Origin of the sequence: Pontibacter lucknowensis (assembly GCF_900156415.1) — a bacterium.
GTDB classification, from domain to species: Bacteria; Bacteroidota; Bacteroidia; order Cytophagales; family Hymenobacteraceae; genus Pontibacter; species Pontibacter lucknowensis.
The window spans coordinates 20,193-46,343 of record NZ_FTNM01000004.1 but is presented as its reverse complement, the minus strand read 5'-3'; the positions used below and the strand labels follow the sequence as shown (position 1 = coordinate 46,343).

The window sequence follows — 26,151 nt, the reverse complement described above, 5'->3', positions numbered from 1 at the left end:
TGATGTTCACGCCCAGTAGAAGATAGAAGTTCGGAGATTCTTTTATAGCTTTTTTCATTTTAATTAAGAATAAATCTTTTTTCTATATGTTTTTAAATGATGGTTTAAAGTAACTTTTGGGTTGTTTACGCCAGGTTTTATTAAAAGTTTGACGTTAATATAAAAAAATCTATGTAAGCAAAATTAAATACTGCTTAAATACTATTATGTAATTGGGTATTGTTTGTTTTCAGGCGAATTTCAAAGCTTTTTAACTATATAGCTAGTATTATATACTTTGAACATTTCGGATGTCTTTTCAACTTTATAGAAGTTAAGTTCTATTTTGCTGTTCCAACGATGCAATATTAACATTAATTTTTGAATATATAACAGTATTTTAAAATATTTCTCAAATAAGGTATAAAAATCTTATCTTTACCACAATTATCGCGGTTTAAAGGCCGCTAGGCCATAAAAATAATTTTAAGGAGATAACTTTGGATTTTCGTTCATTTAACTTACACGATGATGTAATCACCGGCATTGAGTCGATGGGATACAACACCCCGACCCCGGTACAACAGCAAGCCATCCCGCTTATACTAGAGCAGAAGGATATTATCGCCTGCGCTCAGACAGGTACTGGCAAGACTGCCGCTTACCTGCTACCGCTGATTGATCGCATTTCGCACGCTAATTATGATTTCACCAGCACCCTTATATTGGTTCCTACCCGCGAACTGGCGAAGCAGATTGATGAACAGGTAGAAGGCCTGGGCTATTTTGCCCCGGTTAGTTCTATTGCCATCTACGGTGGCAGCAAAGGCGACGAGTGGGAGCAACAAAAGCGCGCCCTCACCGGTGGAGCCGATATTATCATAGCCACGCCAGGACGTCTGATGTCGCATATGGCCCTGGGCTACGTGAAACTGGACCAGCTGAAGTACCTGGTACTCGACGAGGCTGACAAGATGCTGGACATGGGTTTTATGGATGACATCCTGAAAATCGTGCGTGCATTGCCTGCCGAACGCCAGACACTCCTCTTCTCAGCTACCATGCCGAAGAAGATCCGTGACCTGTCGCAGCAGATCCTGCAGCAGCCTGAAGAGGTTAACCTGGCCATATCCAAGCCGGCCGAAGGGATTGACCAGCGCCTTTACCTGACTTACGACAATCAGAAATTGCCTTTGCTGGAGCACCTGATCCGGGAGTTGGAAGTGCAGAACATGATCATCTTCACCTCCCGCAAGTCAAACGTAAATCAAATTGTGCGCTCGCTGCGCAAGATGGGTTTTGAAGCCGAGGGCATTATGTCCGACCTGACACAGGAGGAGCGTGAAAAAGCGCTGCAGGGGTTCAAGAATCGTAAGTACCAGATTCTGGTGGCTACGGATATCCTATCCAGAGGTATAGACATCGATAGCCTGAGCCATGTGGTGAATTTTGACATGCCGCAGGATGCTGAAGACTATGTGCACCGTGTGGGCCGTACAGCCCGGGCCGCCTCTACAGGTATGGCCATCACGTTCGTGAACGAGAACGACATGTACCGTGTACGCAAGGTTGAGCAACTCATTGAGCGCGACCTTCCTAAACTTCCGCTTCCGGAGGGCTTTGGCCCTGCTCCGGTATTCGACCCGACGCGCCGTGATATGGGCCGTGGCCGTGGTGGCAAAAGCGGCGGAAAGCCAGGCAGTGGCAGACAAGGCGGTGGCCAACGCTCAGGTGAAGGCGGCGGCAGAGATCGCAATCGCCGTAGAGGGCCCAAACCAGAAGGTGCTGCTCCACAAAAAGATGGGAACAACCGTCCTATAAAGGCAGCCAACCCACAGCCAAGAGGTGAGCAAGGCACATCCAAGGCAGAGGGACAGGAAGGCGTTCAGAAGCCAAACCGCAATCGGAACAGGAACCGTAACCGCAAGAAGCCAAACGATTCCAATCCACAGAATAGCAAGCCGCCAATCTCGTAAGACAATAACTAAACAGAAAGGGCCTCTCCTACCGGAGAGGCCCTTTCTGTTTGACATGGGCTATACCTGACATGCGCTCATCTCCTATACCTTAGTCTGCCAAACAACTAATTTTATAGGTCAAAAGGCGTTTTCATCTATAGAAAACGGGGATTTATATAATATTTTACAGAATAATATATATTATATGATACCTTTCTACTCGTTACAGTTTAACCCTCCACTGCATGTATGCCTGGTTTAGGTTCATGTGAAGAGAGGACCTTTGGCTTCGCAACCAAAGGCTGCCAGCGTCATTCTAACCATTTTTAACTCTATATGAAACAAACTTTACTGCTGGCACTCCTCTGGTGCCTGGCATGCCCGGCTTTTGCTCAGTTACCGGCACCGACAGGCACCATCAAAGGCATCGTAGCTGACTCTGCAACACAGGCCTCTCTGGACTACGTCACGGTAGTGATACAGGAAGCAGGAAAGAACCAGGCAATCAAAAGCACTTTTACGAAAGACAATGGCTCCTTTGAGCTGACGGGCCTTGAGTTGAAGCAATACCAATTGGTGCTCTCATATGTAGGCTACAAAACAAAAGTGCTGCCTCTTCCGGCTTTTACCGGCACAACCATCGACCTGGGCAGGTTGCCCTTGGTTTCATCGGCCAAACAACTAAAGGAAGTGCAGATCGTGACGGAGAAGCTGCTGGTGGAGCAGGACATCGACAAGCTCACCTACAACGTAGATGCCGACCCCGAAAGCCAGACCATGACGGCCCTGGACATGCTCCGCAAGGTGCCGCTATTGAGCCTGGATGCTGAGGATAACATCAAACTGAATGGCAACAGCAACTACCGGGTACTTGTCAATGGCAAAACCTCATCACTGTTTGTACGCAGCCCGAAAGACGTATTCCGTAGTATGCCAGCCAGTACCATCAAAAGCATTGAAGTGATCACCAACCCACCATCCAAATACGAAGCCGAAGGCGTGGGCGGCATCATCAACATCATCACACATAAAAAGAACATTGGCGGCTACAATGGCTCTGTGAATGCGCAGGTATCCACCCCAAGAGGAAGCAACTTTGGCGGCTACCTGACAGCCAAAGTTGGCAAGGCGGGTTTTTCAGGCTATTTTGGTACCGGCTCCTATTACAGCCCACCTAACAGCAACAACCTGTACCGTGAAGACAACATACGCCAGACGGTGCTGCAGCAGATTGGAGAAAGCCGAAACGATAACACCTATCAGTATGCGAGCGGTGAGTTCAGCTACGAAATGGACACCCTAAACCTGTTCACGGCCAACTTCAGCATGAACATGAACAACGGTAATAACACACTGGCGCAGCGTGTCGATCTGTTTAACTCCACAGGGGCACTGACCCAGGCTTACACACGTTTGAACAATGGCAACTTTACCTGGAGAGGCAGCGACTTTGGTGCTGACTACCAGCGCACCTTCAAGAAAAACAAAGATCAGCTGTTCACCCTTTCTTACAGGCTAAGTAACAGCGGCAATGGCAGCGGCTCAGACTTCATACTGGACCCAGTGCTCAACTTCAATGGCCAGGTAAGCCAGACGGACAATGACGGCAGTTCAGTAGAACACACCATGCAGGCTGATTATGTGCAGCCGATCAAAAAGCATACCCTCGAGTTTGGTGTGAAAACAATCTTACGACTGAACAGCAGCGATTATTTCTACAGCAACCAAAACCCCGAAACAGGCAATTTCGTGATCGATGAGAACCTGACCAACAGTTTCGACTACCGCCAGGATATTTATGCGGCCTATACCTCTCTCAGCCTCAAAAAAGGCGATTGGGGTCTGAAAACCGGTGCACGTCTGGAAGAGACTAAAATCGACGCGAACTTTAAGTCATCGGGAACAGTGGCTACTCCGGACTACTTCAACCTGATCCCGAACATTACGTTGTCGCGCAAGTTGAAAGGTGCCAGCACCATGCGTTTGTCCTATACACAGCGCATCGAGCGTCCGAGTCTTTACTACCTCAACCCGTATGTAAATCAGATCGACCCGCGCAACATCAGCTTTGGTAATCCGAAACTCGATCCTGCCACAAACAATGTGTTCAACCTGGCTTATAACACATTCGTGAAGGGGACATCTGTAAATGCAAGCATCTTCCATAACTTCACGAACAACTCCATCCAGAGCTATACCACGCTTGGATCTGACACCGTTGCCCGTACTACCTATGGCAACATAGGCCGCAACCAGACTTACGGCTTTTCCCTGAGCGGCAACACCACACTGTTCAAAAAGCTGAGCATCAATCTGAACTCCACTACCAACTACGTGAAGCTGACCAGCGTCATCGACGGCGTGCCACAGAACAACGAGGGCTTTACTTACAATGTGTTTGGTTACTCGAGCTACCGCTTCGACAAGGGCTGGCGGGCAAGCGGCAACATTGGCTATTATTCGTCACGCATTTTGCTGCAGGGCCGCTCAGCCGGGTATATCTGGAATAGCCTTTCGGTAAGCAAGCAGTTCCTGAAAGACAATAAAGCGACCCTCAGCTTCTCAGTGAACAGCCCGTTCCAGAAGAACCGTCGCTTCCTGAACGAGATCAATGATCCGCAGTTCACGCAGCGCCAAGAGAATTTCAATGTAATGCGCCGCTACAGCGTTGCTTTCAACTACCGCTTCGGCAAACTGAAGGGAGACATTGCCCGCAAGAAGCGTGGCATCAAAAATGACGATGTGAAAGCCGGAGAGCAGTCAGGCGGGGGCGGTGCGAATTAAAATTTTGTTAGGTTAGCTCCGGGAGCCGCTCAGCGAGGTGGCTCCTGGTCTAACTTAAAAAGCCTTTCTCTGAACAGAAGCAAAAGAGACTGCTCTGAAAACCAAATATCTTTGTGGACAGAAACGGAATTGTGCGAGAAGTAAACAAAGGAGCACCGATTCTGAATGAAAAAGACGAGAAGGGGAATTGGAAATTAGCTGTGAGACAACTTTACTCTCCTATCCTGAGCGGGTTGAAAAAAGGTGAATAATAGCTTTCTTCTCAATCAAATAAAGGAATAACACAGAGTTACAACAAAAGCAGGCTAGTCAAGTAAACAACTTAACCCCACACTGTTAAATAAGTACAGATGCAGTCAATAGCTATTCAGAAGAACAAAGCGCTTGCTTTCCTGTGCCTGGCGCTGTTTCTATTTTCCGGCTGTGAGAAGAAGGATCCTGGTCCCGAAGAACCTACTGTGGTTAATGAACTTGCTTTGGAGCTTGATGGTCAGAGCTGGCAGCCGACAGCAATTGATGGCGATAAATGCAGAAGCAGGTTTAACGGCGCCTGGTCAGTTCATACGGTAAATGACATTTCCTCACCAGCTTTTACAATCACAGCGCACAGCAACTCCGGCAAGAGTGACATGCAAGCAGATGACCTGCTTGAGATCCAAATTACAGGAGTACATAAAAAGGGCACTTACCATACGACCGGCACTTATCAGGAAATTTTCGACTCCTATGCTTATTACCTGATCACGCACGCCGATGGCACTTCTACCAGGTATGTGAATACACCTAATTCTTTTCAGGTAAGGGTAGATGAAATATTGCCGCTGCCAGGCTATGTCGCACTTCAGTCCATAAAAGGAAGCTTCGAAGGCATTCTCTTTCATGAACAAAACCCTGAGGAATTTATCAGAATTGAAAGGGGGAGTTTCAAGTTTAACAAGCCAAATAGCTCCAACCCAAACCATTGTAGCCTGTAGGACATCCTGCTAAACCCGATTTGCCTATATCCTGCAAACCGTTCCGGCGCTTTTCTCCGTTTAAGTGAGCATCCAAACACTTAAACCAAAACCCCCATCATGCGCATTCTCTATATCTTCCCGCATCCCGATGATGAATCCTTCGGTCCGGCCCCTGTTATGTGGCAGCAACTGGAGCAAGGGCACCAGGTATACCTGTTCACCCTCACCAGGGGCGGTGCCACCAAGGTGCGGCATGAACTGGGCCTGAGCGTGGAAGAGATGGGCGATGTCAGGTACAAGGAAATGCTGGCCGTGGAGCGGGTGCTCGGCCTGACAGGCATGACGGTGTTCGACCTGCCCGACAGCAAACTGGCCGAGATGGACCCACGTGAGATTGAGAAGGTGGTAAAGGCGCACATCCGGCAGATAGAGCCGCAGGTCATCGTATCCTACCCGGTGCATGGGGTAAGCGGCTTTCATGATCACCTCGTGATGCACGCCGTCGTTAAGCGGGTATTCCTGGAGATGAAAGAGGGCGGCTCTGATTACCTGAAAAGGCTGGCTTTCCTGACGCTGCCAAACAAAACAGAACAGCCGCTGCAATCCGGCAAATTCCTGATGAAGCACAGCAGGCCCGACCTCATCGACTGCGAAGTGAAGCTGCGACCCGAGGACATAGAAATCATGAAGAAGGCACTGAACTGTTATGACACCTACCAGGACGTGATTAAGCAGGCGAATGTGGTGGAGTCGATCGGCGACACGGTTTACTTCGAAATATACCAGGAAGACCACAAGCCTCCGCTGGCCAACCTGACGGACGGGCTGGAGTAAAGCATTAACTTTACTATTATATTGAGAACCTTATAGTGGTATCAGGCAAGGCCATGAACAGCGGGGTAACCTGATACGATTTAGGCAAGCAATGCTTAACTTAGCATATCAGACTGGCTTGCACCTATACTTATACCTAGCTTATACCCATGAAAGCATTATTGCTCATCGACATACAAAACGACTTCTTACCTGGCGGCGCACTCGCAGTTCCGGAAGGTGATCTGATCATCCCTATCGTGAACCAACTACAGGAGCAGTTTGACCTGGTGGTGGCGACACAGGACTGGCACCCGGCCGACCACAAGAGTTTTGCCTCCAACCACGAAGGAAAAAGCCCGTTCGAAACGACCGAACTACTCGGTCTGCCACAGGTGCTCTGGCCTGACCACTGTCTGCAAAACACCTCCGGAGCCGACCTCGCCCCTGCCCTCGAGACCAGAAAAATTGAAGCTATTTTCAGAAAAGGCACCAACCCGGAGATCGACAGCTACAGTGGCTTTTATGACAATGGTCGTCTAAAATCAACTGGCTTAGCGGACTACCTGCGTGGCAAAGGTGTGACTCAGGTATACCTGGCAGGGCTTGCCGCCGACTACTGCGTGTACTACTCCGCCAAAGATGCTCTCGGCGAAGGGTTTGAAAAGTATTTTATTGAAGATGCGACCCGCCCGATCAGTCAGGAAGGCTATGCCGCTGCTCGTGCCGACATGCTGGCCAGCGGCGGAAAAATCATACAGAGCAGCGACCTGCTTTAGTAACTGATCAAAACTGATTAAGCCACCACTTGGCCTATCCCAAAAAGCAGCACAAACAGCATGGTCGTAATCGCCATCTGCTTCAGGTATGGGTCGAGTTCTGATGACGTTTGCTTTTGCCATACCTTCACGGCATTGACTAACACAAGTGGTACAGCCAGCACAAACAGAAACTGCCACACGCTATAAAAGTTGAGCAGTACGTAAGCCAATGCACTAAGCACGCCTCCGGCCAGCAGCACCAGGTGATAAATGCGCGCCCGCACAGGTCCCAGACGCACAGGGATGGAGCGCTTGCCTGCCAGCACATCGGATTTGATGTCGCGAATGTTGTTCACGTTGAGTACGGCTGTAGAGAAGAAGCCGCAAACCATGGCCGGCAGAATCACCAGCATGGGCAGCGACTGCGCCTGCAAAAAGAAAGTACCCAGCACACCCACCAAGCCGAAGAATACGAACACGAAGATATCGCCCAGGCCGGCATAACCATAAGGTTTGGAGCCAGCTGTATAGTTAATGGCGGCCCAGATAGAAGCCAGTCCAAGAGCAAGAAAGACCAGGAACAGGTATATGCCTTCGGCACCGAAAGCCACCCACAACAGCAGCAAACCCGACACCAGCGACAGCAGGCTGAACACGGCCATCCCCTTCTTCATGTGCTCGGCTTTGATATGGCCCGCCTGCACCGCCCGCTTCGGTCCTTCCCGGTGCTCACTGTCGGCGCCGTGTATGGAGTCGCCGTAGTCGTTGGCCAGGTTGGAGAGTATCTGCAGGAAGAGTGTCGTGAGTACGCAGAGGCCCACCACTACGGCATCAAAGGCACCGTAAGCAGCGGCCATAAAGCCCCCCATACCGATACAGGAAAAGGCCAGTGGCAGCGTACGCGGCCTAAAAGCGGAAATCCAGGCCTTTACCAGACCTGGATTCTGCGGAATGTGTTGTGTTGTGTTCAAGGTATTTTTCTCAAATATCAGGTATAGCATCAGTGCCTATACCTGATGTCATTACTTCTGAATCGCCGCCAGAATTTCCTCTCCCATCGGCTTCACTTTAGACGGATAGAAGGCCACTACTTTGCCGTTTTCGTCGATCAGGTACTTGCTGAAGTTCCAGCTCGGCTCGTCGTTGTTCGGGCTGTTTTTGGCCAGCCACTGGTAAAGCGGGTGCTGGTCATCGCCTTTCACGGATACCTTCTCCATCATCTGGAAAGTCACGCCGTAGTTCTTCTGGCAGAAAGCCGCAATCTCCTCTTCTGAACCTGGCTCCTGTCCGCCAAAGTTGTTTGCCGGGAAGCCCAGAATTACCACCTTATCGCCATGCGTCTCGTGGAGCTTCTGCAGGTCGGCATACTGTGGGGTATAGCCACACTCCGAAGCGGTGTTCACCACCAGCACTTTCTTACCCTTGAACTTCGAGAAGTCAATCTCTTTCCCGTCAAGACTTTCGATTTTGAAGGAATGGAATCCGTTAGTTTGTGCCGTCTGATTGGTCTCTGTTGCCATATCGTTTGTTTGGTTTGCATTAGATGATCCGCCTGTACAGGCTACTGATACACCTAGTACCATTGCTACTGTCAAAAGTTGTGTGCTGCGCTTCATGTTAGCTTTACTTAAGGTATAGATACTGGCTTAAAACCTCTTTAGGGTAGTTTTGTTTTGCGGATTATACATGCTCCATGAAAAGTCCCCCTTTGAAGAGGGCAGGGGGATGACACATCCCCAAGCTAGCTTCCCTTATCTTTACATTCGCTCCGGCACTTCTATACCTAGCAGGCTCATGCTTTCGCGCACGAAGCGGGCTACCATGGCAGAGAGGGCGATGCGGAAGTTGCGGGCCTGCTCGTCGGTTTCGTTAAAGATCGAGATCTCCTGGTAGAAACGGTTATAGGCTTTGGCGAGTTCGTAGGCGTAGTTCGCGATAACAGACGGGGCGTAAAGCTTGCCGGCTTCTTTCACCACCTCCGGATAATTTACCAGCTGCACGATCACCTCCTGCTCTGCTTCGTGCAGGTTGTTGAAGTCACCGAAAGAAGCGGCGTCTACGGCAATGCCCATCTCACCCGCCTTGCGCAGGATGGCAGAGATTCGAGCGTGCGTGTACTGCACAAATGGCCCTGTGTTGCCACGGAAGTCAATCGACTCCTGCGGGTTGAAGAGCATACGCTTCTTAGGGTCCACCTTCAGCAGGAAGTACTTCAGGGCGCCCATCGCGAGGGTATGGTAAAGCTGCTGTGCTTCCTCCGGCGTAAAGCCTTCGATCTTTCCAAGCTCCTCTGTCTGCTGACGGGCGGTGTCGATCATCTCGGCTACCAGCTCATCGGCGTCCACTACCGTACCTTCCCTTGATTTCATTTTGCCGGATGGCAGGTCCACCATGCCGTAAGACAGGTGGTAGATACCCTCTGCGTATGGCTTGCCGAGCTTCTTCAGCACAGCCTTCAGTACCTGGAAGTGGTAGTTCTGCTCATCGGCCACCACGTATACCGACTGGTCATACGGGAAGTCGTTGTATTTTAGCTCGGCTGTACCCAGGTCTTGGGTAATGTATACCGAGGTACCGTCAGAACGGAGCAGGAGCTTCTCGTCCAATCCTTCGTCGGTCAGGTCCACCCATACCGAGCCGTCTGGCTTTTTGAAGAACACGCCTTTCTGCAGGCCTTCATCCACACGCTCTTTACCCAAAGTATAAGTCTCAGACTCGTAATAGAACTTATCAAAATTAACGCCGATGTTGCGGTAAGTGGCATCGAAGCCTTCGTATACCCAACCATTCATGGTCTTCCACAGGGATACCACTTCTTCGTCGCCTTGCTCCCACTGCTGCAGCATGGCCTGTGCCTCCAGCATCAGCGGCGCCTTCTTCTTCGCCTCTTCCTTGTCCATGCCACCAGCTACCAGCTCGTCGATCTGCTCCTTGTAAGCTTTGTCGAACAACACATAGTATTTGCCAGCCAGGTGGTCGCCTTTCATGCCGCTGCTCTCCGGGGTTTCGCCATTGCCCATTTTCTGGTAAGCCAGCATGGACTTGCAGATGTGGATGCCACGGTCGTTCACCAGGTTCGCCTTCATCACGTTATGTCCGTTGGCCTTCATAATCTCCGACACGGAGTAACCCAGGAAGTTATTGCGAAGGTGCCCCAGGTGCAACGGCTTGTTCGTATTTGGCGAAGAGTATTCCACCATCACTTTCTTACCAGAGTCTGCTGCCTGCCCGTGGCTTGGGTTGGTCATCAGTTCACGGAACAGACGCACCCATACCTTCTCCTCTACTTCCAGATTCAGGAAGCCCTTCACCACGTTGAAGTTCTTCACCTCTGTGGCATGCTCTTTCAGGTAAGCACCCAATGCCTCTCCGATCTGCTCAGGGCCTTTGCCGGCCTGCTTGGTGTAAGGGAAAGTTACGAACGTGAAGCTGCCGGCAAACTCTTTGCGGGTTGGCTGGAGGGCGATAGTAGAAGCGTCAACAGTAAGGCCAAACAAAGCCTGAAGTGCCTGGCTAATGCTTTGGCTGATGGCGTTTTGAAGTTGCATTAAGTGAATTAATGTATAGCTGTTTTATTAAATTCTCTGTGTAAAATGGCGTCGGTGGCTGTCTCGAGTATGTCGAAAGCGTTCTCAGCCATGGTGTTTTCAGTATCTAGCGTCGGGTTGATCTCGGTCATTTCGTAGCACACAATACGCGGGTCCTGCAACAGGTGGTAATTCAGCAGCTTCGCCTCCTCTACGGTCAGGCCCACCTCTACCGGGGTACCGGTTCCTTTTGAGAATTTCGAATCGAGGCTATCCACGTCAAATGACACATAGATGATGTCGCAGTCCTGCAGGCGTCCGAGGGCTTCGGCGGCTACCTGCTCCGGCCCCTTCTTACTAAGCTCAGCATAGGTAAAGTTCTTGATGCCATGTTTGTTCATCAGGTAATCTTCCGGCTCTTCGGTATCGCGCACGACAATGTATACCAGGTGCTCGGGCTTCAGCTTAGGACCGTCATAACCCAGCTTCTTCAGCGAGTTCCAGAAGAAAACGGTTTCTGGTGCCGGGTCATTTATCTGACGCTCCAGGTTGTCGATGTTGAGCGCCATGGCCAGCGGCATGCCGTGCACGTTGCCCGATGGCGAGGTATACGGCGAGTGGATGTCGGCGTGTGCGTCTACCCAGATAACACCCAGCGTTTTATCAGGGTATGCTGATTTTATACCTGCTATCGTGCCGTGGGCATTGGAGTGATCGCCCGACAGCACGAGCGGAAACATGTCCAGCTCCAGTGTCTGCTCTACGGCATTGGCAATGTTCTTCTGCACCGTCAGGATACTGTCGATGCGGTGTGCATTCGGGAACAGATCCCTGTCGAACAGGGTATAGTTAAGGTCGGGTACGCTGATAGAGTTGAAACGTTTGAAGTAGTCGCAGCCCTTATCCCAGCAGGCAACCCGCAGCGCGTCAACTCCCATGCTCGCCCCGCGTGTTCCGGCCCCCAACTCTGACCTGACTTCTATAAGTTTAATCTTTTTCATAGATCTATATGTTCTGCGTCGCTAGCTTCCATCTTTCACAAAATTTTCCGGCTATAAAGAGCCTAATAGGAACAATTTCATGAACGATTCATATAAATTGAACTAAGTTTTTGCAAAGATGGTAAATAACGAACAATATTGCATGTTTTCTTAAGAGCACAAGCACCATAATGGATAAATACACTGACCTAATACACCAAACGTTTGATTTCCCAACGGAAGAATTCACTGTAGAGAACAACGAATTGTACTTCAACGGTATTCCTCTGATGGACCTGATCAAGCAGTATGGTACTCCTTTAAAATTAACATACCTGCCCAAAATTAGTTCTCAGATTCAGAAGGCAAAGCGTCTTTTTAACGATGCCATTCAGAAACTGGATTACCAGGGTACTTATACCTATTGCTACTGCACCAAGGCTTCGCACTTCTCTTTCGTAATGGAGGAAGCTCTCAAAAACGGTATTCACATCGAGACTTCATCGGGTTACGATATGCAGATCGTGCGGGCACTGCACAAGAAGGGCAAAATCGACAAGAACACCTACATCATCTGCAACGGCTTTAAGCGTGAGCGCTACCGCCAGTGGATTTCGGAGCTGATCAACGACGGCTTTGTGAACTGTATGCCGATACTCGACCACCTGGGCGAGATAGACTACTACAAGGAGCACGTGAACACGAAGACTAAAGTAGGTATACGCCTGGCTTCGGACGAAGAGCCGAAGTTTGAATTCTATACCTCCCGACTGGGTGTGCGATACAACGACGTGATCGACCTGTATGAGCAGCAAATAAAGCCAGACGACCGTTTTGAGCTCAAGATGCTGCACTACTTCATCAACACAGGTATAAAGGACACCTCTTATTACTGGTCGGAGCTGAGCCGCTTTGTGCACAAGTACTGCGAAGTGAAAAAAGTATGCCCGGAGCTGGACACCATCGACATTGGCGGTGGCTTCCCGATCAAAACCTCCATTCAGGCGGACTACAACTACCAGTACATGACCGAGGAAATTCTGCGCACGATCAAGCGAATCTGCAAGGAAGAGGGTGTGCCGGAGCCGAACATCTTCACAGAGTTTGGCATCTTTACCGTAGGTGAGAGCGCCGCTAACATCTACTCTATCCTGGATGAGAAGCTGCAGAACGACAAGGAGCTTTGGTACATGATCGATGGCTCGTTCATCACGAACCTGCCGGATGCCTGGGCACTGAACCAGCGCTGGCCACTGCTGGCCATCAACCACTGGAACAAGGAATACCGCAAAATTCAGCTTGGCGGTATGACCTGCGACAGCCAGGACTACTATAACTCTGAGATGCACTCCTTCCAGGTGTTCCTGCCGAAAGCGCCAAAAGATGAGCCGCTTTACATTGGTTTCTTCCACACTGGAGCCTACCAGGAGCAGCTAAGCGGGTATGGTGGCATCAAGCACTGCCTGATTCCTTCGCCACAGCATATCCTGGTGGATCGTGATGAGGACGGGAAGCTGATCAGCTGGCAGTTTGCGCCAGAGCAGACCTATGAATCGATGCTAAACATATTGGGATACGAAATTTAAGACCGCGCGCGTTAAATTTGCGTATACTGTTTTGCATTTATAGTAAAAATTGTATTTTTGGATTACCATCGTTTACCTAACTATATTATCATGAAGAAATTAGCAGCATTCGGCGCATTCATCCTGGCACTGGGTATGACTTCTTGTAAGACCTACTGCCCAGCCTACAACTTTGCCAGTGTTGAGGTGTCTGAGCAAAACGCCCCGGCAACTGACCTTGTGCAAGAAACTGAAGTGATCAAAGGCTAATCCGAGCGGATTACCTATGGATATAAAAAAACCGGCCCTTAAGCCGGTTTTTTTGTTGCTATACATTTCCACTAAGCAGGTAACACTGCTGTGCTCCTGCGCCATCTGGTGGCGTACAGCCCAGCCAGGTAAGCCATGGGCAGGTAGGCTATGGTTAGGTCAACAAAGGCAAACCACACTGGCGAAGGCAGCATCCAGACACTGGCTATACCTCCGGCCAGAAAGAAGACGCCTATACCGAGCGCAAATTTCATTTTATGAGTGGCAGCCACAAAAGCAGCTACCAGTGCGCCCACAAATGTTCCCAGCGCATGCGCCATAAAGGGCATCAGAAAATGCTTCGGTTCAAACAGGTGCATCCCTGCCGACAGGCCCTCCGATGTAGTGGTATCCACACCTGCAGGTGGCGGAATAACAGCACTGCTCACCATAATAATGCTCATGTTGACGGCACTGCCGACCACGACTCCGGCCACAACGGCTAAAATGTTTCTCAGGATTGGGTTCATATTGATTTCTATGTGATTGATTCAGGATGGATGTAGGTATGCTTTGCGTGTGCTGCCTCGTCATCGACTTTCAACTCGTATAAAAGCAACTCTTCCGGATCGTTCGGCAGCTCTACTAATTTGCTAAACTTCAGGCCTAGTTTCTCCAGCAACCTTTGTGAGGCCACATTGTCTTTTACTGTGATTGCCTTCATCTGGGTAATGCCGAACTCCTCTATACCGGCTCGCTTTATTTCCAGGGCAGCTTCAAGGGCATAGCCTTTCTTCTCGTGCTCCGGCAGGAATGCAAACCCTATGTCAATGCCTTCCAGCCCCTCCCGATCATAAAGCCCGCAAACCCCCAGCTTCTCCTGGTCTGTCTTCCGGATAACGGTGTAGTTTGCATACCCAAGTCGCTCTAGTTGTGCAGTGACTTTACTGCGGATATAAGCAGCCGCCTCCTCTACAGAATGCACGTTCCGATCACCAATATACCTGATCCAGGTCGGGCTATTGAGCAGTTTCAACATAAAAGCCGCATCATCTTCCGAAGTTGGGATCAGCAGCAGGCGTTCGGTTTCAAAAGATCTATACCGGGTCATGTTACAGGGAATTTTTATTAACGATAGGCATTTGGTCAATTCAAAAGGCTTATTGGTTTCTTATAATAATCTTGAAGTGTGTTCTTCACTCAATTACTTTTTTTCTGGTACTTATTGTCTTTCCACTGATTCGTTCCCGCTTCGCTATCTGCAATAAGTGCTTTGATGCGCTTCGTTTGCGTAACGTGCTGCTTTGCGCTCATCACCCAATTGATGGAGGCTTTGCGGTAAGAAGTAGCAAGCGATAGAAAGTAGGACCATGCCTTTTCGTTTGCTTCAAACATCTGTACAAACTCAGGTGAAAGCGTGACCTCGGCTTTTTCATAAGCGTAAATCTTTGATTTACTCTCTGTCCGGTTGTTGAAACTGACCAGCCCAGCCTCGTGCATGAGTCCTTGCCCCGTAAGTTCAGCCACTTTCCTGATATTGACAGCACTCCATATGCTGGAGGACTTTCGTGGCGTAAACCGAATGAGATAACTAGTGCTGTCGATCGATTTTCGCACACCATCAATCCACCCAAAGCAAAGCGCCTGGTCAACGGACTGGCTCCATGTCATGCTGGGTTTACCGCTATCTACTTTATAAAAACCAACAACCAGTTCTGAGTGTGTGCTGTGGTGCTCCTCCAGCCATTTCCTAAATTCAGAAAAATGTGAAAAGAAAGTAGGATTCATCTTTATTTCTTTGTGATCGAAGAGTAATGCTAGGTAATTAAGGGATTATTTCTGAGCAGATGCAAGTAGGGACCACAGAAGTAAGAGAGAAGAAGCCTGGGGAGTCGGATGATTTAACGGATTTGGCTATAAGGTGGAGCAGCTGGCTTATGGGTGTGGTTAGCAATTGTTATATTTTTATTTCAAGGTGTACGCTACCCCAACTTGCCATACCCTGTTGCGGGCATCCTTTACCTGTTGGTATTCGGTTAAATAGGTAATGCCGTGGCTATACCTGCCTTCCATAGCCCACTTGGGCAGGAAGTCGTAATTCAATCCTGCGGTTACCCCAAAGTCGCTTTTTTTATAGCCGGTTGAAGTACGCCATCCCTCTATGAAATCGCCTTTGTATTTTGCCCTGAGAAGTAACCCAAATTCAGGCCCTGCCAGCAAAGTAAACTTGGGAAAAGGTTTAAAGCTCAATAATATAGGCAGATTTAGGTAGTACAGATTAGTGGTGTACCTGTATCTGTCAGGATGGGTGCTTTCACTCTTAAAGCCTCTCAAAGATAACAATAGCTCAGGGCGCAAACTCAGCTTCTTGAATAATGGTATCGAAGAAAAAACGCCCATGTAGTGCCCGATTCTTGGTTCCTCTATATCCACGTATTCCGAAAGAGCAACAACATCCTTGTCAGCAATGACAGTACTTAAATTGGCACCCGCCTTAAACCCTAGCTTCGCCTGGCCAAAGCCCTGGTAGGAAGAGATGAACAGTAATAACAGAACAACAGCCTTATTCATGGTTTTAACTTAAGTATGGTTGTTGGATGCATCATTGAATTCCAGAAGATGAAAGTAAAGGTGCTAATGAACTTAGCTCTTAATATTTAAATCTAATTGGTTTTTTTGTAAAAGAGTTATTACCAACTTGCTCTAAAGCGGAAACATACGCTTCCCCAGCAAACGGCTGTCTGCTAAAAGCAACTCCACTTATGTTAAATATAAGAAATTATGTATAAATCTTAGTCTTTCTTTCCCTCTTCCCCTAAAATAACCTGCGCCGCTTCACACAAGTCATTTACCTGCCAGGTATAGCTGCCGGGGTTATACTTATCGCCAACAATAATGCTCCGCACACCTACCTTCTCAGCAGCTTCCAGATCGCGGTGGGAATCGCCTACCATCCAGCTTTGGGCAGGGTCTATATTATACCTGGCGATGGCACGTTCAAGCATCAGGCTGTCGGGTTTGCGGGAGAGCGATTCGGAGTATTTGGGATGCGATGGAGCGTAGTAGAGCGCATCGATCAGGTGATCGCAGGCGTCCTGCAATTTCTGATGGCAGGCTATCACATCAGCCTTGGTATACAGGCCTTTGGCTATACCGCCCTGGTTTGTAACCACAATCAGCAAAAAGCCGTTTTGCTTCAAAAGCGCCAAAGCCTCCGGCACGCCCGGCAGCACTTCAAAATCTTCCAGGGTATAGGTATAGTCTCCTCGTTCGCGGTTGAGCACACCGTCGCGGTCCAGGAATACGCACTTTCGCTGCATTGTCAGTCTATAGGTTGAGGCGCTAAAATTAGAATTATTACGTTGGATATGCATGCCCCGGCAGCAATACTGCAGCAGAAAGGCACAAATATTAACAGCTTACAAGCAAGAAATCATGAGAGTAGCGATAATCGGAGCGGGAATTTCGGGCTTGTCCTTGGCCTATTACCTGCAGCGGCAAGGCGTGGCCTACGACCTGTTTGAGGCCGGCAGCGAGGTGGGTGGCAATATGCGTACCCTGCGTAAAAATGGCTATACCTTCGAACTGGGACCCAACACTTTACAGATGAACGAGGAGCTGTTGCAGCTCATCACCGAACTTAAACTGGAGACCGAGCTGCTACCGCTGACGCCGCGCAATAACAAAAGGTATGTGTTGCACGATGGCAAGCTATACCCGGTGCCAGCCAGCCCCAAATCATTTCTGGCCAACGACTTGTTTTCAAATGAAGAAAAGCACAGGATTCTGCAGGAACGCAAGCAACCGCCAGCCGAAGTAGAAAATGAAACCGTATCGGATTTTTTCGAGCGACGCTTTGGAGTAAAGCAGATGGACTACCTGGCGGCTCCTATGATCAGCGGCCTTTACGGCGGCGATCCCAGGCAGCTGTTGGTAAACAAAGCGCATCCGGAGCTCAAAGAACTGGAAACGCAGTATGGCTCGGTGCTGGAAGGCATGGTGCAGAAAAAGAAACGTGGCGTGTTCCAGCGTGCATTCTCTTTCCGCAACGGTATGTCCACCTTGCCACACGCCATTGCCGACAAATTGATCTCGCTGCACCTCGACCACAAAGTAGAGTTCATCACCCGCATCAAAGGCAAGTTCATCATCAGCTGCGCATCCAACGGCGACCATGACAATGAAGAATATGATAAGTTGGTACTGGCCCTTCCTGCCCATCAGGCAGCCGAGCTGATTGAGTTTACCTACCCGGGTATGTCGGCAGCGCTCCAGAACATCAATTACCCGCCTATGGCAGTGGTGCACACCGTGTACAACCGTGCGGAAGTTGGACACCCGCTGCAAGGCTTCGGGGCGCTCCATCCCTGGGAGGAGCAGTCTTTCACGTCAGGCTCTATCTGGACGAGCTCCCTGTTTGAGGGGCGTTGCCGCTCTCACGAGGTTTTGATTACATCCTATGTAGGTGGCACGCGCTTTGCCGAACATGCCCAACTCGAGGAACGCAGCCTACTTGAGCAGGTGCACCAGGAGCTCTGCCAAACCTATCAGATCAAGGCCCTGGCCCCCGTATACCAGCACCTGCACCTGTGGCAACACGCCCTGCCGCAGTTCGACCTTTACATTGAGGATGCCCACCATATGGCGGAGGTGCTCGAGCAGGACGGTCTTTTCATCTCTGCCAACTGGTATGCCGGCGTTTCGGTACCAGACTGCGTGCGCGAAGCCAAAGCCATTGCCGCCAAAATTAATACCCGCGCCGCTTCTCGCTCAATAGCCTAATAACTATATTTGCGGTATGAATGACTCGCTGGTGATCATACCCACCTACAACGAAAAGGAAAATATTGAGGCTATTGTCAGGAAGGTGATGTCACTCCCCTACCCCTTTGATCTGCTGATCGTGGATGACAGTTCCCCTGACGGCACGGCTGATATTGTTCGCAGCTTACAGCAGGAGTTTCCAGAGCGCCTGCACCTCGAGTCACGCACGGGCAAGTTGGGCTTGGGTACGGCTTACATTCATGGTTTTAAATATGCTTTGCGTCAGGGTTACGAGTACATTTTTGAGATGGACGCTGACTTTTCGCACAACCCCGATGACCTGGTGCGCCTCTACCAGGCCTGTGCCGAAGAAGGACACGACATGTCGATTGGCAGCCGTTACGTGCAGGGCGTTAACGTGGTGAACTGGCCTATGAGCAGGGTATTGATGTCCTGGTTCGCCAGCCTGTATGTACGCCTGATCACGGGTATGCCCATTGCCGATACTACCGCAGGTTTTGTGTGCTATCGTCGCAAAGTGCTCAAGACTATCCAACTCAACAAGATTCGCTTTGTGGGTTACGCATTTCAGATTGAAATGAAGTTTCTCACCTTCAAGTATGGCTTCAAGATCAAGGAGGTGCCCATCATTTTCACTGACCGCACTAAGGGTCAGTCCAAGATGTCAAAGGGTATATTTAAGGAAGCGGTACTGGGGGTAATCCGCATGAAGGTGAACAGCTTTTTCCGTCATTTTGACCGTTACTAGCTATCGACCATACCTGATAGGCTTCAATTTTTTTCAAAATATATTCTCACCACAAAGCTGCGTATCCCGCGCTAAATCGACTAACTTTACGAATTAGGTGTAGCTCCTATTTGATAAAGAAAGTCTATACCTGTCAAGTTTCGCTAGCCTATGGATACCATACTTTTTTGGGTCATATTCAACGCATTCATCCTGCTGTTGCTGGGTCTCGACCTCTTCGTTTTTCACCGAAAGGAGCACGAAGTCAAGATAAAGGAAGCCTTGCTGTGGAGCGCCTTTTGGGTGGCGTTGTCGCTGGCGTTCAATGCGATCATCTATTATTGGAAAGGCCCCGCTCCCGCCCTGGAGTTTTTGACGGCCTACCTGATCGAGAAGTCGCTGAGCGTCGACAACCTCTTTGTCTTTATCCTGATCTTCAATTTCTTCAAAGTGCCGCTCCAGTACCAGCACAAGATCCTGTTCTGGGGTATCATAGGCGCTTTGGTGCTACGTGGTATTTTCATCCTGGTAGGTGTGGCGCTAATTGCCAAGTTCCACTTCATCATTTACATTCTAGGCGCTTTTCTGGTATACACCGGTGCCAAAATGGCCTTCACGAAAGATGATGACGAATTGCATCCCGAGCAAAATCCATTCATCGTTTGGATCAGCCAAAAGCTGCCTTTTACAAAAACAGCCGTAGGCGGTAAGTTTTTCACCAGGATTGACGGCAAACTCTACGCCACGCCACTCTTCCTGGTACTGATCATGGTAGAAAGTACCGATGTGGTGTTTGCAGCCGATTCTATACCTGCTATCCTGGCAATTTCAAAAGATCCGTTCATCGTCTATACCTCCAATGTGTTTGCGCTGCTGGGTCTGCGGGCACTTTATTTTGCTCTGGCCGGCATCATGCAGCTGTTCCATTACCTGCACTATGGCCTGTCGCTGATCCTGGTTTTCATCGGTGCCAAGCTGCTGCTGAGCGATATTTACCATCTGGATATGCGCTATGCTTTGCTCGTAGTAGGCACTATACTGACGGTTTCCATTGTTGCTTCACTCCTCTTCCCGAAGAAGGATAATGAACTGCCACCGCCGCCTGACATTACACTCCCTTAAAGCTGGACTTTAAAACTTTTCACTAAAATTCATTGCTTATATTTGCTTTTGTCAGTATTAATAACTTCAATTGCATATTAATTGAGAAGAAATGATTTTCGCTAACGCCTCCATTTTTACGAATTCTATGCTGGTGCCTCCGACGGGGCTCCCTGGTAGAACTTTGTGCGTTAGGTAAAACATCAACATACACAGGTACCACAGGAGCCCCGCCACAAGCGGGGCTTTTTTGTTTTAAGGCATATTTTAAATTACATACACCCATGAGTACAGCAGCACACAGCAGCATGAAATTAGCAGGACAACAGAGCCAATTGGTAAGCCAGAAGCGCCCCATGGTGATTGCGGGTCCGTGCAGCGCTGAGAGTGAAGCGCAAATGTTGCAAACCGCCCTTGGCCTGAAAAAGGTAAAAGGAGTATCGGTATTCAGAGCAGGCATCTGGAAGCCACGCACCCGTCCGGGCAGCTTCAATGGAGTAGGCACAATCGGGCTAGAGTGGTTGCGCGCCGTAAAACAGGAAACAGGTCTGCGCACCGCTTGTGAAGTAGCCAATGCTACCCAAACAGAGCAGGCCCTTCAGCATGGCGTGGACATCCTGCTGATCGGTGCCCACACGACGGTAAACCCCTTTCTGGTGCAGGAGATAGCCGATGTTCTAAAAGGCGTGCAGGTGGCTGTACTTGTAAAAAACCCGGTAAACCCGGACCTGGCCTTGTGGCTTGGCGCTTTGGAGCGCTTGCACAACAGCGGCATCACGGAGCTTGGTGCCATGCACCGTGGCTTCTCAACCCTGGACAGTGCCCCATACCGCAACCACCCGAAGTGGGAGCATGCCCTTGAGTTGCGCCAGCAGGTACCTGACCTGGCCATGTACTGCGACGCCAGTCACATAGCAGGTCGTCGCAGTCTGTTGCGCCCGGTGAGTCAGCGTGCCCTCGACCTGGGCTATGATGGCCTGATGGTAGAGTCGCATTACAACCCTGCTGCCGCCTTGAGCGATGCCCAGCAGCAGATCATGCCGCAGGAATTGCACATGCTGTTGCAGGCTTTGAAGCAACAGCAGGCCCCTGCCGAGAAGTTGAAGCAGAGTGCCCAGCTGGAAAAGTTGCGCAAAGAGATCGAGCACCTGGACGATGAGTTGTTGACTTTGCTGTCACGCCGTACCAAAGTCACAGCGCAGCTCGGCGACTATGGCAATGCCGCTGAGCAGACTGTAGAGTCGCCTGATCCGGTACGTTGGGATTTGGTATTGGAAAACCTCCTGCACCAAGCCAGCAGCGCAGGTATAGACCAGTCTTTTGTGAAAACCATATTCCAGGAAGTACGCTCTCAATATGCCCGTACACACCTGTATAACTACGGCTTGAGTTCTTAGCTAATCGCTAGTTACAAAAAAAGCCCTCCTCTGAAGCTGGATATGCAGTTACAGAGGAGGGCTTTTCTGTGCAATCAAGAATCTAAAAATATCAGCAATCATCTTATTTTCTGCATTTTCACCCAATACTCCTATTAGATCACACCACTTTTAATACTAATTCCAAAATCAATGTTATAACTATACTGCTTTTATTTAAAAATATTTCTATTTAAATATTTGAATAATAAAATTAATTGAAACAATTTTACCATAACATAAGTTAAAGCACGAAGATTAAAATATATCTATATTTAACTAACAACCCTTATAAAAATCAAAATGAAGAAATTATACACTATCTCTACGGCGCTACTTATGCTAGCCGGAACATTTACAAGCTGTACGAAAGACCTCGACGAGGTTGGCTTGAACGCTTCGTCTATTGATGCGGCGAAGAAAGAAGTGAGTGCTGATAATGGCAATGATAAGTTGACTCCCGTAATCACTGTAACTTATTCTCCGTCCACTGCAATCGTAGGACAACCTGTAACTATGACTATTACAGCTACAGCACCAGATGGCACTATATTACCAAAAGGTGAACTAATGTTACAGCAACTTATCGGAACAGAATGGGTTCAAATTGTAAAATCAGAAAGTATTATCTACACCTTTACTCCTGAATCTGTTGGTTTCATTTACTATAATATTAAATATATAGGAGCTGGAGGAAATATAGAAAATATTAATACTTTTCGTTCTCAGCTTGAAGTAGTTGCAAGTTGCCAAAAGACGGAGTTAACAGGTAGATTAATTGATTCTGAAACAAAAACTGGTTTAGAGGATAAAGGTGCTTATACTCAGTATACAGTTGAATATACTTTTAACTCTTGTATTAATATCAATGATGCCAAAATCCAAGGAGGCTTGACAGCATTTACTGAGTTTGTTTCAGCAGTTGACGGAAATGATGTAGGAGCAAAAGAGGAAGATACGGCTATAGGCAATGATAAGAGCAACAGCAAAATTTCATGGCAATTAGGCAACTTAACTTCTGGTTACAGCAATACATTTACCATCACATTTAAGAACTTTAAAAATAACCAGGAAGGTGAAATTACAGGCGATTGGTCTGTTGAAGGCACAAATGATACTGGTAAAAAAATTAAAATTGTTGCACCCCCAGTAACTGTAAATTAATTGCATCATCCCTTTTAAAGCAAACAGGCTACCTTTGGGGTAGCCTGTTTGCTTTTCTATGGTAGCTATATCTGCTATCTGCCGTAATTTTATGCATTCCAATGGCACGATTCAGGTAACTCGGCTGTTAAGTGCTAAATTGCAGCTGAACAAAAGCTATACATTATGAGAACCCCTATTTCAAGACTTCGCACCATTGGTATATACGAGGGTATATCTTACCTGCTCCTGCTCGGCATTGCTATGCCGCTGAAGTATATGGCAGGTATGCCTGAGATGGTGAAGTATACTGGCTGGGCACACGGTGTGCTGTTTGTATTGTATATGGTGTCGGTACTGGAGGTAACACTCACACATAACTGGTCTATCAAGAAAGTAGCTGCTGCGGTGATCGCATCGCTCCTGCCATTCGGACCTTTTATTTTGGATAAGAAACTGCTCAAAGAAGAGGAAAACAGAAAAGAGAAGCCTGCCAAACAAAAGCAGGTTGCATAACAACAACCCTCAACTATTTAGCCAATAGTATCAAAAAGGGCTGCCCCACGTGGGCAGCCCTTTTTTGTTTTTAAGCCTCAAGCCTTAGTTCACGATCCGGATGTCACCTCCACGAGCACCACGGTTAGCCATTGGGTTAAGATGTTTATTGATGGAGTAAGTAAAACTCAGCATGAAATAGCGTCCCAGTGAGTTCAGCGTCTCCCGCTCTACATAGTTAATATTGGCCGTTTGGTTCACGCCCAGATTCTCGTCGAGCACATTGAGGGCAGATAGCTTCAACTCTCCACTATTGTTTTTCAGGAACTGCTTCGATACTGACATGTTCAGCATCGGTATACGCTGGCTAAAGTCAAAGCCCGGGTTGTCGAACAGCATGTAGTCGAAGTTAGTGTTGAAGTTGAAGAGCTTCGGCAGGTATAGGTTCGTTTCGGCTGAGTAGGTCTGGTTAAAGAACTGCTGATCGTCTCCGAACTCATACCTCGTGCGTTGTACAGTGCAGTTTGCCCGCAGGTTCAAATCAAAGAGCTCCTTCAGGCGGTACTCGTAGCGCAGGTTGCCATTCAGATTCTGTATCCGGATGTCGTTTGCCACCTCGTTCACCAGGTTGATGCTCTCCTGCTGCCGCACATTTGCTCCGAGGTTAAAACGGCTGTTTAACTTCTTAACCGGAAAACCCAGGGAGGCAAAACCACTGACCATAGTATTGTGACTCACATTGACCGGCTGTGTGATACGGATCAGGCGGTCGGTGTAGCTTTGAGCGTTTGTGATGGCATTGTTAGTATAGGAGGCGTTCACAAACGTAAAGAAGTTGATTAGCGTACCCGGATCAAAAGTACTGAAGTTGAGGCGCCACTGGTGCATATAGGCCGGTCGCAGCTCAGGATTGCCTTCGTAAATGTTCAGCGGATTAGAGTTATCCACAACAGGCTGCAGCTGGCGTATAGTAGGCTCCTGCACCATGGTCTCGTAGTTGAAGTCGATGCGTCGGTTGCCCGTGAATTCGTAGTTGAATCGCAAAGTAGGCAGCACGTTCTGGTACGATTGGCGGATATCATCTTCAAATCCCAGGATCTCCCCTGTCAGGTCAGTGTGCTGCAGGCTGGAGCCGACCGTCAGGCTATACTCTCTCCTGTTCATCCGGAAGTTCATACCCGCGCGGTGGTACTGGTAATTGCTGGTATAGCTGTTGCTAAGCATTTCATTGTACAGGCGTGAGCCATCTTCTTCCAGGTCGTATACCTGGCGGTCAACTTTGTTGGTGTTCTGGCGGTAATTGTAGTTGGCCTCCAGGTATCGTCGGTTACCGAGCGGCTCGGTATAGGCCAGGTTGGTGCTTAGGCTATGGTTCTCCGTTTCCTGTTTGTTTTCCTGGTCCAGCACATTCACAAGTCCATCGGCAAAGGTATTCACAGCCTGCAGGGCACCCTCGTTATTGTTGATGCCGGTTCTGAACTCGGTGTTAGAGGAGATAGTTCGACCCGCCTTCGGGAAGCGGTGCCGGAACAGGATGCTACCGTTAGCATTGAGAGCAGAGCCATCCGAAAAAGCTGTATTAGCGCTCTGGTTCTGAAGCTGGTTCTCTCCATTGTAAGTTTCAACCTGGCTGCGCTGATCAGAACTCGTTTCATTATACCCGATGGCACCCGTCACTTTCACCGAATTAGCCGAGTCTATTTTGTAGTCGACCGTGAAGTTAGCGCGGTGGTTGCTGTTGCCGTTGAGCTGGCGGCTGCGCTGGTCTGTGCGTACATCTGCATTCCGCAGAAACTCCAGGCGCTCCAGGTCACGGGCTATGGTGTGATTGAGTTTGTTGAAGAAGTAACTGCCATTGGCCTCAGCCTTTTTGCTTAGCTGGTTGTTAAAGTTCAGACCGGCTGCATAGCTGTCCATCAAACCATTAGTGCGTCCTCCAAAATTTAAGGGCACACCGGAGCTGTTATCGGATGAGATGGTTATACGAGCCCCGCCACCGCCAGCCATCTGCTGCATGCCACCGCTAAAGGTCATGTATTCGTCAAAGCCAAAGCCCTGTGCGTTCACGTTGTTGGCCATACCCAGGAAAGAAAGCTGCTTGCCATTGCTGAACCGGTTGAGGCTTGCCTTGGCCTGGTAACGGTCATCGGTGCCTATACCTGCCATGGCGTTGCCAAAGGCGCTGTTGCGTTTCTCTTCTTTCAGCTGCAGGTTAATGGTTTTCTCGCGCTGCCCATCGTCTATACCTGTAAACATGGCCTGGTCTGATTTCTTATCGAAAACCTGCACCTTGTCGATAGCATCGGCGGGCAGATTGCGGGTGGCCAGCTTCGGATCACGACCAAAGAACTCCTTGCCATCCACTGTCACACGCTGCACCTTCTCGCCTTTCACTGAGATGGAGCCGTCTGTTTCCACATCCACACCGGGCAGCTTTTTTAGCAGGTCTTCAGCTACGGCATTGGGCTGGGTCTTAAAGGAGCCGGCGTTGTACTCAATGGTATCTTTTTTGAACACCACCGGGCTTTTCTCGCCCTGCACCATCACTTCCTTCAGTTCATTCGAAAGTGGTCGCATTGTGAGTTTACCCAGATCCAGTATATTTCCTTCTTCCGGAAACTGTAGCTGATTGAAATAAGGCGAGTAGCCCAGAAAAGTCGCCTTGAGGAGCAGGTCGCCTTTGTTTACGTTTTTGATCTCGAACTCACCCTGCGGATTGGTGGCGGCAAAACTTACCAAGGAGGAGTCCTTTGCCTGCAGGATCAGCACGGTGGCACCCGGCAACCCGGCCTGTTTTTCGTCCTGCACCTGTCCCTTTAAGGTATAGCGCTGGGCTGTCGCAAAGTCAGCCAGACAAAGAAAGGCGACAAGTGAGAGAAGTATAGATTTTTTCATAGCCGTATGGTTAGCGCT

General features: G+C 49.0%; 24 protein-coding genes. 14 read left to right on the top strand and 10 right to left on the bottom strand.

Going from position 1 to position 26,151, the window contains the following annotated elements:
* Positions 1-533 precede the first annotated feature (533 nt).
* From BW972_RS13275 to pncA, 6 genes are all read left to right on the top strand, one after another.
* Entirely contained in the window at positions 534-1,955 is a 1,422-nt protein-coding gene (locus BW972_RS13275; protein WP_076422496.1) for a DEAD/DEAH box helicase, read from the top strand.
* Between the two features lie 318 nt (positions 1,956-2,273).
* On the top strand, positions 2,274-4,721 hold the full coding sequence (locus BW972_RS13270; RefSeq protein ID WP_076422495.1) for a TonB-dependent receptor domain-containing protein: 2,448 nt from the start codon (positions 2,274-2,276) through the stop codon (positions 4,719-4,721).
* Between the two features lie 113 nt (positions 4,722-4,834).
* On the top strand, positions 4,835-4,972 hold the full coding sequence (locus BW972_RS19900; RefSeq protein WP_155800588.1) for a hypothetical protein: 138 nt from the start codon (positions 4,835-4,837) through the stop codon (positions 4,970-4,972).
* A 99-nt stretch (positions 4,973-5,071) separates the two neighbouring features.
* Positions 5,072-5,695 carry a DUF5025 domain-containing protein gene (locus tag BW972_RS13265; RefSeq protein ID WP_076422494.1) on the top strand — a complete coding sequence of 208 codons (624 nt, stop codon included), beginning with the start codon at positions 5,072-5,074 and terminating at the stop codon, positions 5,693-5,695.
* Between the two features lie 99 nt (positions 5,696-5,794).
* Positions 5,795-6,511 carry a PIG-L deacetylase family protein gene (locus tag BW972_RS13260; RefSeq protein WP_076422493.1) on the top strand — a complete coding sequence of 239 codons (717 nt, stop codon included), beginning with the start codon at positions 5,795-5,797 and terminating at the stop codon, positions 6,509-6,511.
* Between the two features lie 149 nt (positions 6,512-6,660).
* The gene (gene pncA, locus BW972_RS13255) at positions 6,661-7,269 is read left to right on the top strand and encodes a bifunctional nicotinamidase/pyrazinamidase (RefSeq protein WP_007654334.1); all 609 of its coding nucleotides are present in this window, start codon (positions 6,661-6,663) and stop codon (positions 7,267-7,269) included.
* A gap of 17 nt (positions 7,270-7,286) precedes the next feature.
* Here pncA and BW972_RS13250 read toward each other — a convergent pair whose 3' ends face one another.
* The 4 genes from BW972_RS13250 to rocF all read right to left on the bottom strand — a co-directional run bounded on the left by BW972_RS13250 (position 7,287) and on the right by rocF (position 11,779).
* Entirely contained in the window at positions 7,287-8,222 is a 936-nt protein-coding gene (locus BW972_RS13250; protein ID WP_143732079.1) for a 1,4-dihydroxy-2-naphthoate polyprenyltransferase, read from the bottom strand.
* A 51-nt stretch (positions 8,223-8,273) separates the two neighbouring features.
* Entirely contained in the window at positions 8,274-8,771 is a 498-nt protein-coding gene (locus BW972_RS13245; protein ID WP_143732077.1) for a glutathione peroxidase, read from the bottom strand.
* A 237-nt stretch (positions 8,772-9,008) separates the two neighbouring features.
* On the bottom strand, positions 9,009-10,799 hold the full coding sequence (gene argS, locus BW972_RS13240) for an arginine--tRNA ligase (RefSeq protein ID WP_076422492.1): 1,791 nt from the start codon (positions 10,797-10,799) through the stop codon (positions 9,009-9,011).
* An 8-nt stretch (positions 10,800-10,807) separates the two neighbouring features.
* Positions 10,808-11,779 (bottom strand): arginase, encoded by a 972-nt coding sequence (gene rocF / locus BW972_RS13235; protein ID WP_076422491.1) that lies wholly within the window; start codon positions 11,777-11,779, stop codon positions 10,808-10,810.
* Between the two features lie 170 nt (positions 11,780-11,949).
* Between rocF and BW972_RS13230 the strand changes: the two genes are divergently transcribed.
* On the top strand, positions 11,950-13,344 hold the full coding sequence (locus BW972_RS13230) for a type III PLP-dependent enzyme domain-containing protein (RefSeq protein ID WP_007654330.1): 1,395 nt from the start codon (positions 11,950-11,952) through the stop codon (positions 13,342-13,344).
* Positions 13,345-13,434: 90 nt separating this feature from the next.
* Positions 13,435-13,593 carry a hypothetical protein gene (locus tag BW972_RS19895; protein ID WP_155800585.1) on the top strand — a complete coding sequence of 53 codons (159 nt, stop codon included), beginning with the start codon at positions 13,435-13,437 and terminating at the stop codon, positions 13,591-13,593.
* A 71-nt stretch (positions 13,594-13,664) separates the two neighbouring features.
* On the opposite strand, the gene BW972_RS13225 is transcribed toward BW972_RS19895, so the two are convergent.
* The 5 genes from BW972_RS13225 to BW972_RS13205 all read right to left on the bottom strand — a co-directional run bounded on the left by BW972_RS13225 (position 13,665) and on the right by BW972_RS13205 (position 16,892).
* A complete protein-coding gene (locus BW972_RS13225) occupies positions 13,665-14,102 on the bottom strand; it encodes a hypothetical protein (protein WP_076422490.1) in 438 nt (145 codons plus the stop codon).
* Positions 14,103-14,110: 8 nt separating this feature from the next.
* Positions 14,111-14,683: a GNAT family N-acetyltransferase gene (locus BW972_RS13220; protein ID WP_076422489.1), complete on the bottom strand. Its 573-nt coding sequence runs from the start codon at positions 14,681-14,683 to the stop codon at positions 14,111-14,113.
* An 89-nt stretch (positions 14,684-14,772) separates the two neighbouring features.
* Complete coding sequence (locus BW972_RS13215) at positions 14,773-15,360, bottom strand: YdeI/OmpD-associated family protein (protein WP_076422488.1); 588 nt, start codon at positions 15,358-15,360, stop codon at positions 14,773-14,775.
* Positions 15,361-15,537: 177 nt separating this feature from the next.
* Complete coding sequence (locus tag BW972_RS13210; RefSeq protein WP_076422487.1) at positions 15,538-16,143, bottom strand: porin family protein; 606 nt, start codon at positions 16,141-16,143, stop codon at positions 15,538-15,540.
* Positions 16,144-16,364: 221 nt separating this feature from the next.
* On the bottom strand, positions 16,365-16,892 hold the full coding sequence (locus BW972_RS13205; protein ID WP_007659644.1) for a D-glycero-alpha-D-manno-heptose-1,7-bisphosphate 7-phosphatase: 528 nt from the start codon (positions 16,890-16,892) through the stop codon (positions 16,365-16,367).
* Between the two features lie 115 nt (positions 16,893-17,007).
* On the opposite strand from BW972_RS13205, the gene hemG reads away from it, so the two are divergent.
* The 6 genes from hemG to BW972_RS13175 all read left to right on the top strand — a co-directional run bounded on the left by hemG (position 17,008) and on the right by BW972_RS13175 (position 23,259).
* Positions 17,008-18,354, top strand: coding sequence for a protoporphyrinogen oxidase (hemG, locus tag BW972_RS13200; protein ID WP_007659643.1), 1,347 nt, complete (start codon positions 17,008-17,010; stop codon positions 18,352-18,354).
* Positions 18,355-18,370: 16 nt separating this feature from the next.
* The gene (locus BW972_RS13195; RefSeq protein WP_007659642.1) at positions 18,371-19,105 is read left to right on the top strand and encodes a polyprenol monophosphomannose synthase; all 735 of its coding nucleotides are present in this window, start codon (positions 18,371-18,373) and stop codon (positions 19,103-19,105) included.
* A gap of 150 nt (positions 19,106-19,255) precedes the next feature.
* Complete coding sequence (locus BW972_RS13190; RefSeq protein WP_007659640.1) at positions 19,256-20,206, top strand: TerC family protein; 951 nt, start codon at positions 19,256-19,258, stop codon at positions 20,204-20,206.
* 263 nt (positions 20,207-20,469) lie between these two features.
* On the top strand, positions 20,470-21,582 hold the full coding sequence (locus BW972_RS13185; protein ID WP_234986377.1) for a chorismate mutase: 1,113 nt from the start codon (positions 20,470-20,472) through the stop codon (positions 21,580-21,582).
* Positions 21,583-21,903: 321 nt separating this feature from the next.
* Positions 21,904-22,764: a hypothetical protein gene (locus BW972_RS13180; protein ID WP_076422486.1), complete on the top strand. Its 861-nt coding sequence runs from the start codon at positions 21,904-21,906 to the stop codon at positions 22,762-22,764.
* A gap of 165 nt (positions 22,765-22,929) precedes the next feature.
* Positions 22,930-23,259 (top strand): DUF3817 domain-containing protein, encoded by a 330-nt coding sequence (locus BW972_RS13175; protein WP_007652945.1) that lies wholly within the window; start codon positions 22,930-22,932, stop codon positions 23,257-23,259.
* Between the two features lie 84 nt (positions 23,260-23,343).
* On the opposite strand, the gene BW972_RS13170 is transcribed toward BW972_RS13175, so the two are convergent.
* Positions 23,344-26,133, bottom strand: coding sequence for an outer membrane beta-barrel family protein (locus tag BW972_RS13170; protein ID WP_076422485.1), 2,790 nt, complete (start codon positions 26,131-26,133; stop codon positions 23,344-23,346).
* Between the last annotated feature and the right edge of the window lie 18 nt (positions 26,134-26,151).

What these genes read in the sequence shown, in the direction of transcription:
- BW972_RS13265 (WP_076422494.1), top strand. Translation starts at nt 5,072, where the DNA reads ATGCAGTCAATAGCTATTCAGAAGAACAAAGCGCTTGCTTTCCTGTGC.
- BW972_RS13245 (WP_143732077.1), bottom strand. Translation starts at nt 8,771, where the DNA reads ATGGCAACAGAGACCAATCAGACGGCACAAACTAACGGATTCCATTCC.
- BW972_RS13225 (WP_076422490.1), bottom strand. Translation starts at nt 14,102, where the DNA reads ATGAACCCAATCCTGAGAAACATTTTAGCCGTTGTGGCCGGAGTCGTG.
- BW972_RS19895 (WP_155800585.1), top strand. Translation starts at nt 13,435, where the DNA reads ATGAAGAAATTAGCAGCATTCGGCGCATTCATCCTGGCACTGGGTATG.
- BW972_RS13275 (WP_076422496.1), top strand. Translation starts at nt 534, where the DNA reads ATGGGATACAACACCCCGACCCCGGTACAACAGCAAGCCATCCCGCTT.
- BW972_RS13180 (WP_076422486.1), top strand. Translation starts at nt 21,904, where the DNA reads ATGAAGAAATTATACACTATCTCTACGGCGCTACTTATGCTAGCCGGA.
- BW972_RS13210 (WP_076422487.1), bottom strand. Translation starts at nt 16,143, where the DNA reads ATGAATAAGGCTGTTGTTCTGTTATTACTGTTCATCTCTTCCTACCAG.
- BW972_RS13175 (WP_007652945.1), top strand. Translation starts at nt 22,930, where the DNA reads ATGAGAACCCCTATTTCAAGACTTCGCACCATTGGTATATACGAGGGT.
- BW972_RS13215 (WP_076422488.1), bottom strand. Translation starts at nt 15,360, where the DNA reads ATGAATCCTACTTTCTTTTCACATTTTTCTGAATTTAGGAAATGGCTG.
- BW972_RS13260 (WP_076422493.1), top strand. Translation starts at nt 5,795, where the DNA reads ATGCGCATTCTCTATATCTTCCCGCATCCCGATGATGAATCCTTCGGT.
- BW972_RS13270 (WP_076422495.1), top strand. Translation starts at nt 2,274, where the DNA reads ATGAAACAAACTTTACTGCTGGCACTCCTCTGGTGCCTGGCATGCCCG.
- BW972_RS13230 (WP_007654330.1), top strand. Translation starts at nt 11,950, where the DNA reads ATGGATAAATACACTGACCTAATACACCAAACGTTTGATTTCCCAACG.
- BW972_RS13170 (WP_076422485.1), bottom strand. Translation starts at nt 26,133, where the DNA reads ATGAAAAAATCTATACTTCTCTCACTTGTCGCCTTTCTTTGTCTGGCT.
- BW972_RS13195 (WP_007659642.1), top strand. Translation starts at nt 18,371, where the DNA reads ATGAATGACTCGCTGGTGATCATACCCACCTACAACGAAAAGGAAAAT.
- BW972_RS13185 (WP_234986377.1), top strand. Translation starts at nt 20,470, where the DNA reads ATGAGTACAGCAGCACACAGCAGCATGAAATTAGCAGGACAACAGAGC.
- BW972_RS13190 (WP_007659640.1), top strand. Translation starts at nt 19,256, where the DNA reads ATGGATACCATACTTTTTTGGGTCATATTCAACGCATTCATCCTGCTG.
- pncA (WP_007654334.1), top strand. Translation starts at nt 6,661, where the DNA reads ATGAAAGCATTATTGCTCATCGACATACAAAACGACTTCTTACCTGGC.
- hemG (WP_007659643.1), top strand. Translation starts at nt 17,008, where the DNA reads ATGAGAGTAGCGATAATCGGAGCGGGAATTTCGGGCTTGTCCTTGGCC.
- rocF (WP_076422491.1), bottom strand. Translation starts at nt 11,779, where the DNA reads ATGAAAAAGATTAAACTTATAGAAGTCAGGTCAGAGTTGGGGGCCGGA.
- BW972_RS13205 (WP_007659644.1), bottom strand. Translation starts at nt 16,892, where the DNA reads ATGCAGCGAAAGTGCGTATTCCTGGACCGCGACGGTGTGCTCAACCGC.
- argS (WP_076422492.1), bottom strand. Translation starts at nt 10,799, where the DNA reads ATGCAACTTCAAAACGCCATCAGCCAAAGCATTAGCCAGGCACTTCAG.
- BW972_RS13220 (WP_076422489.1), bottom strand. Translation starts at nt 14,683, where the DNA reads ATGACCCGGTATAGATCTTTTGAAACCGAACGCCTGCTGCTGATCCCA.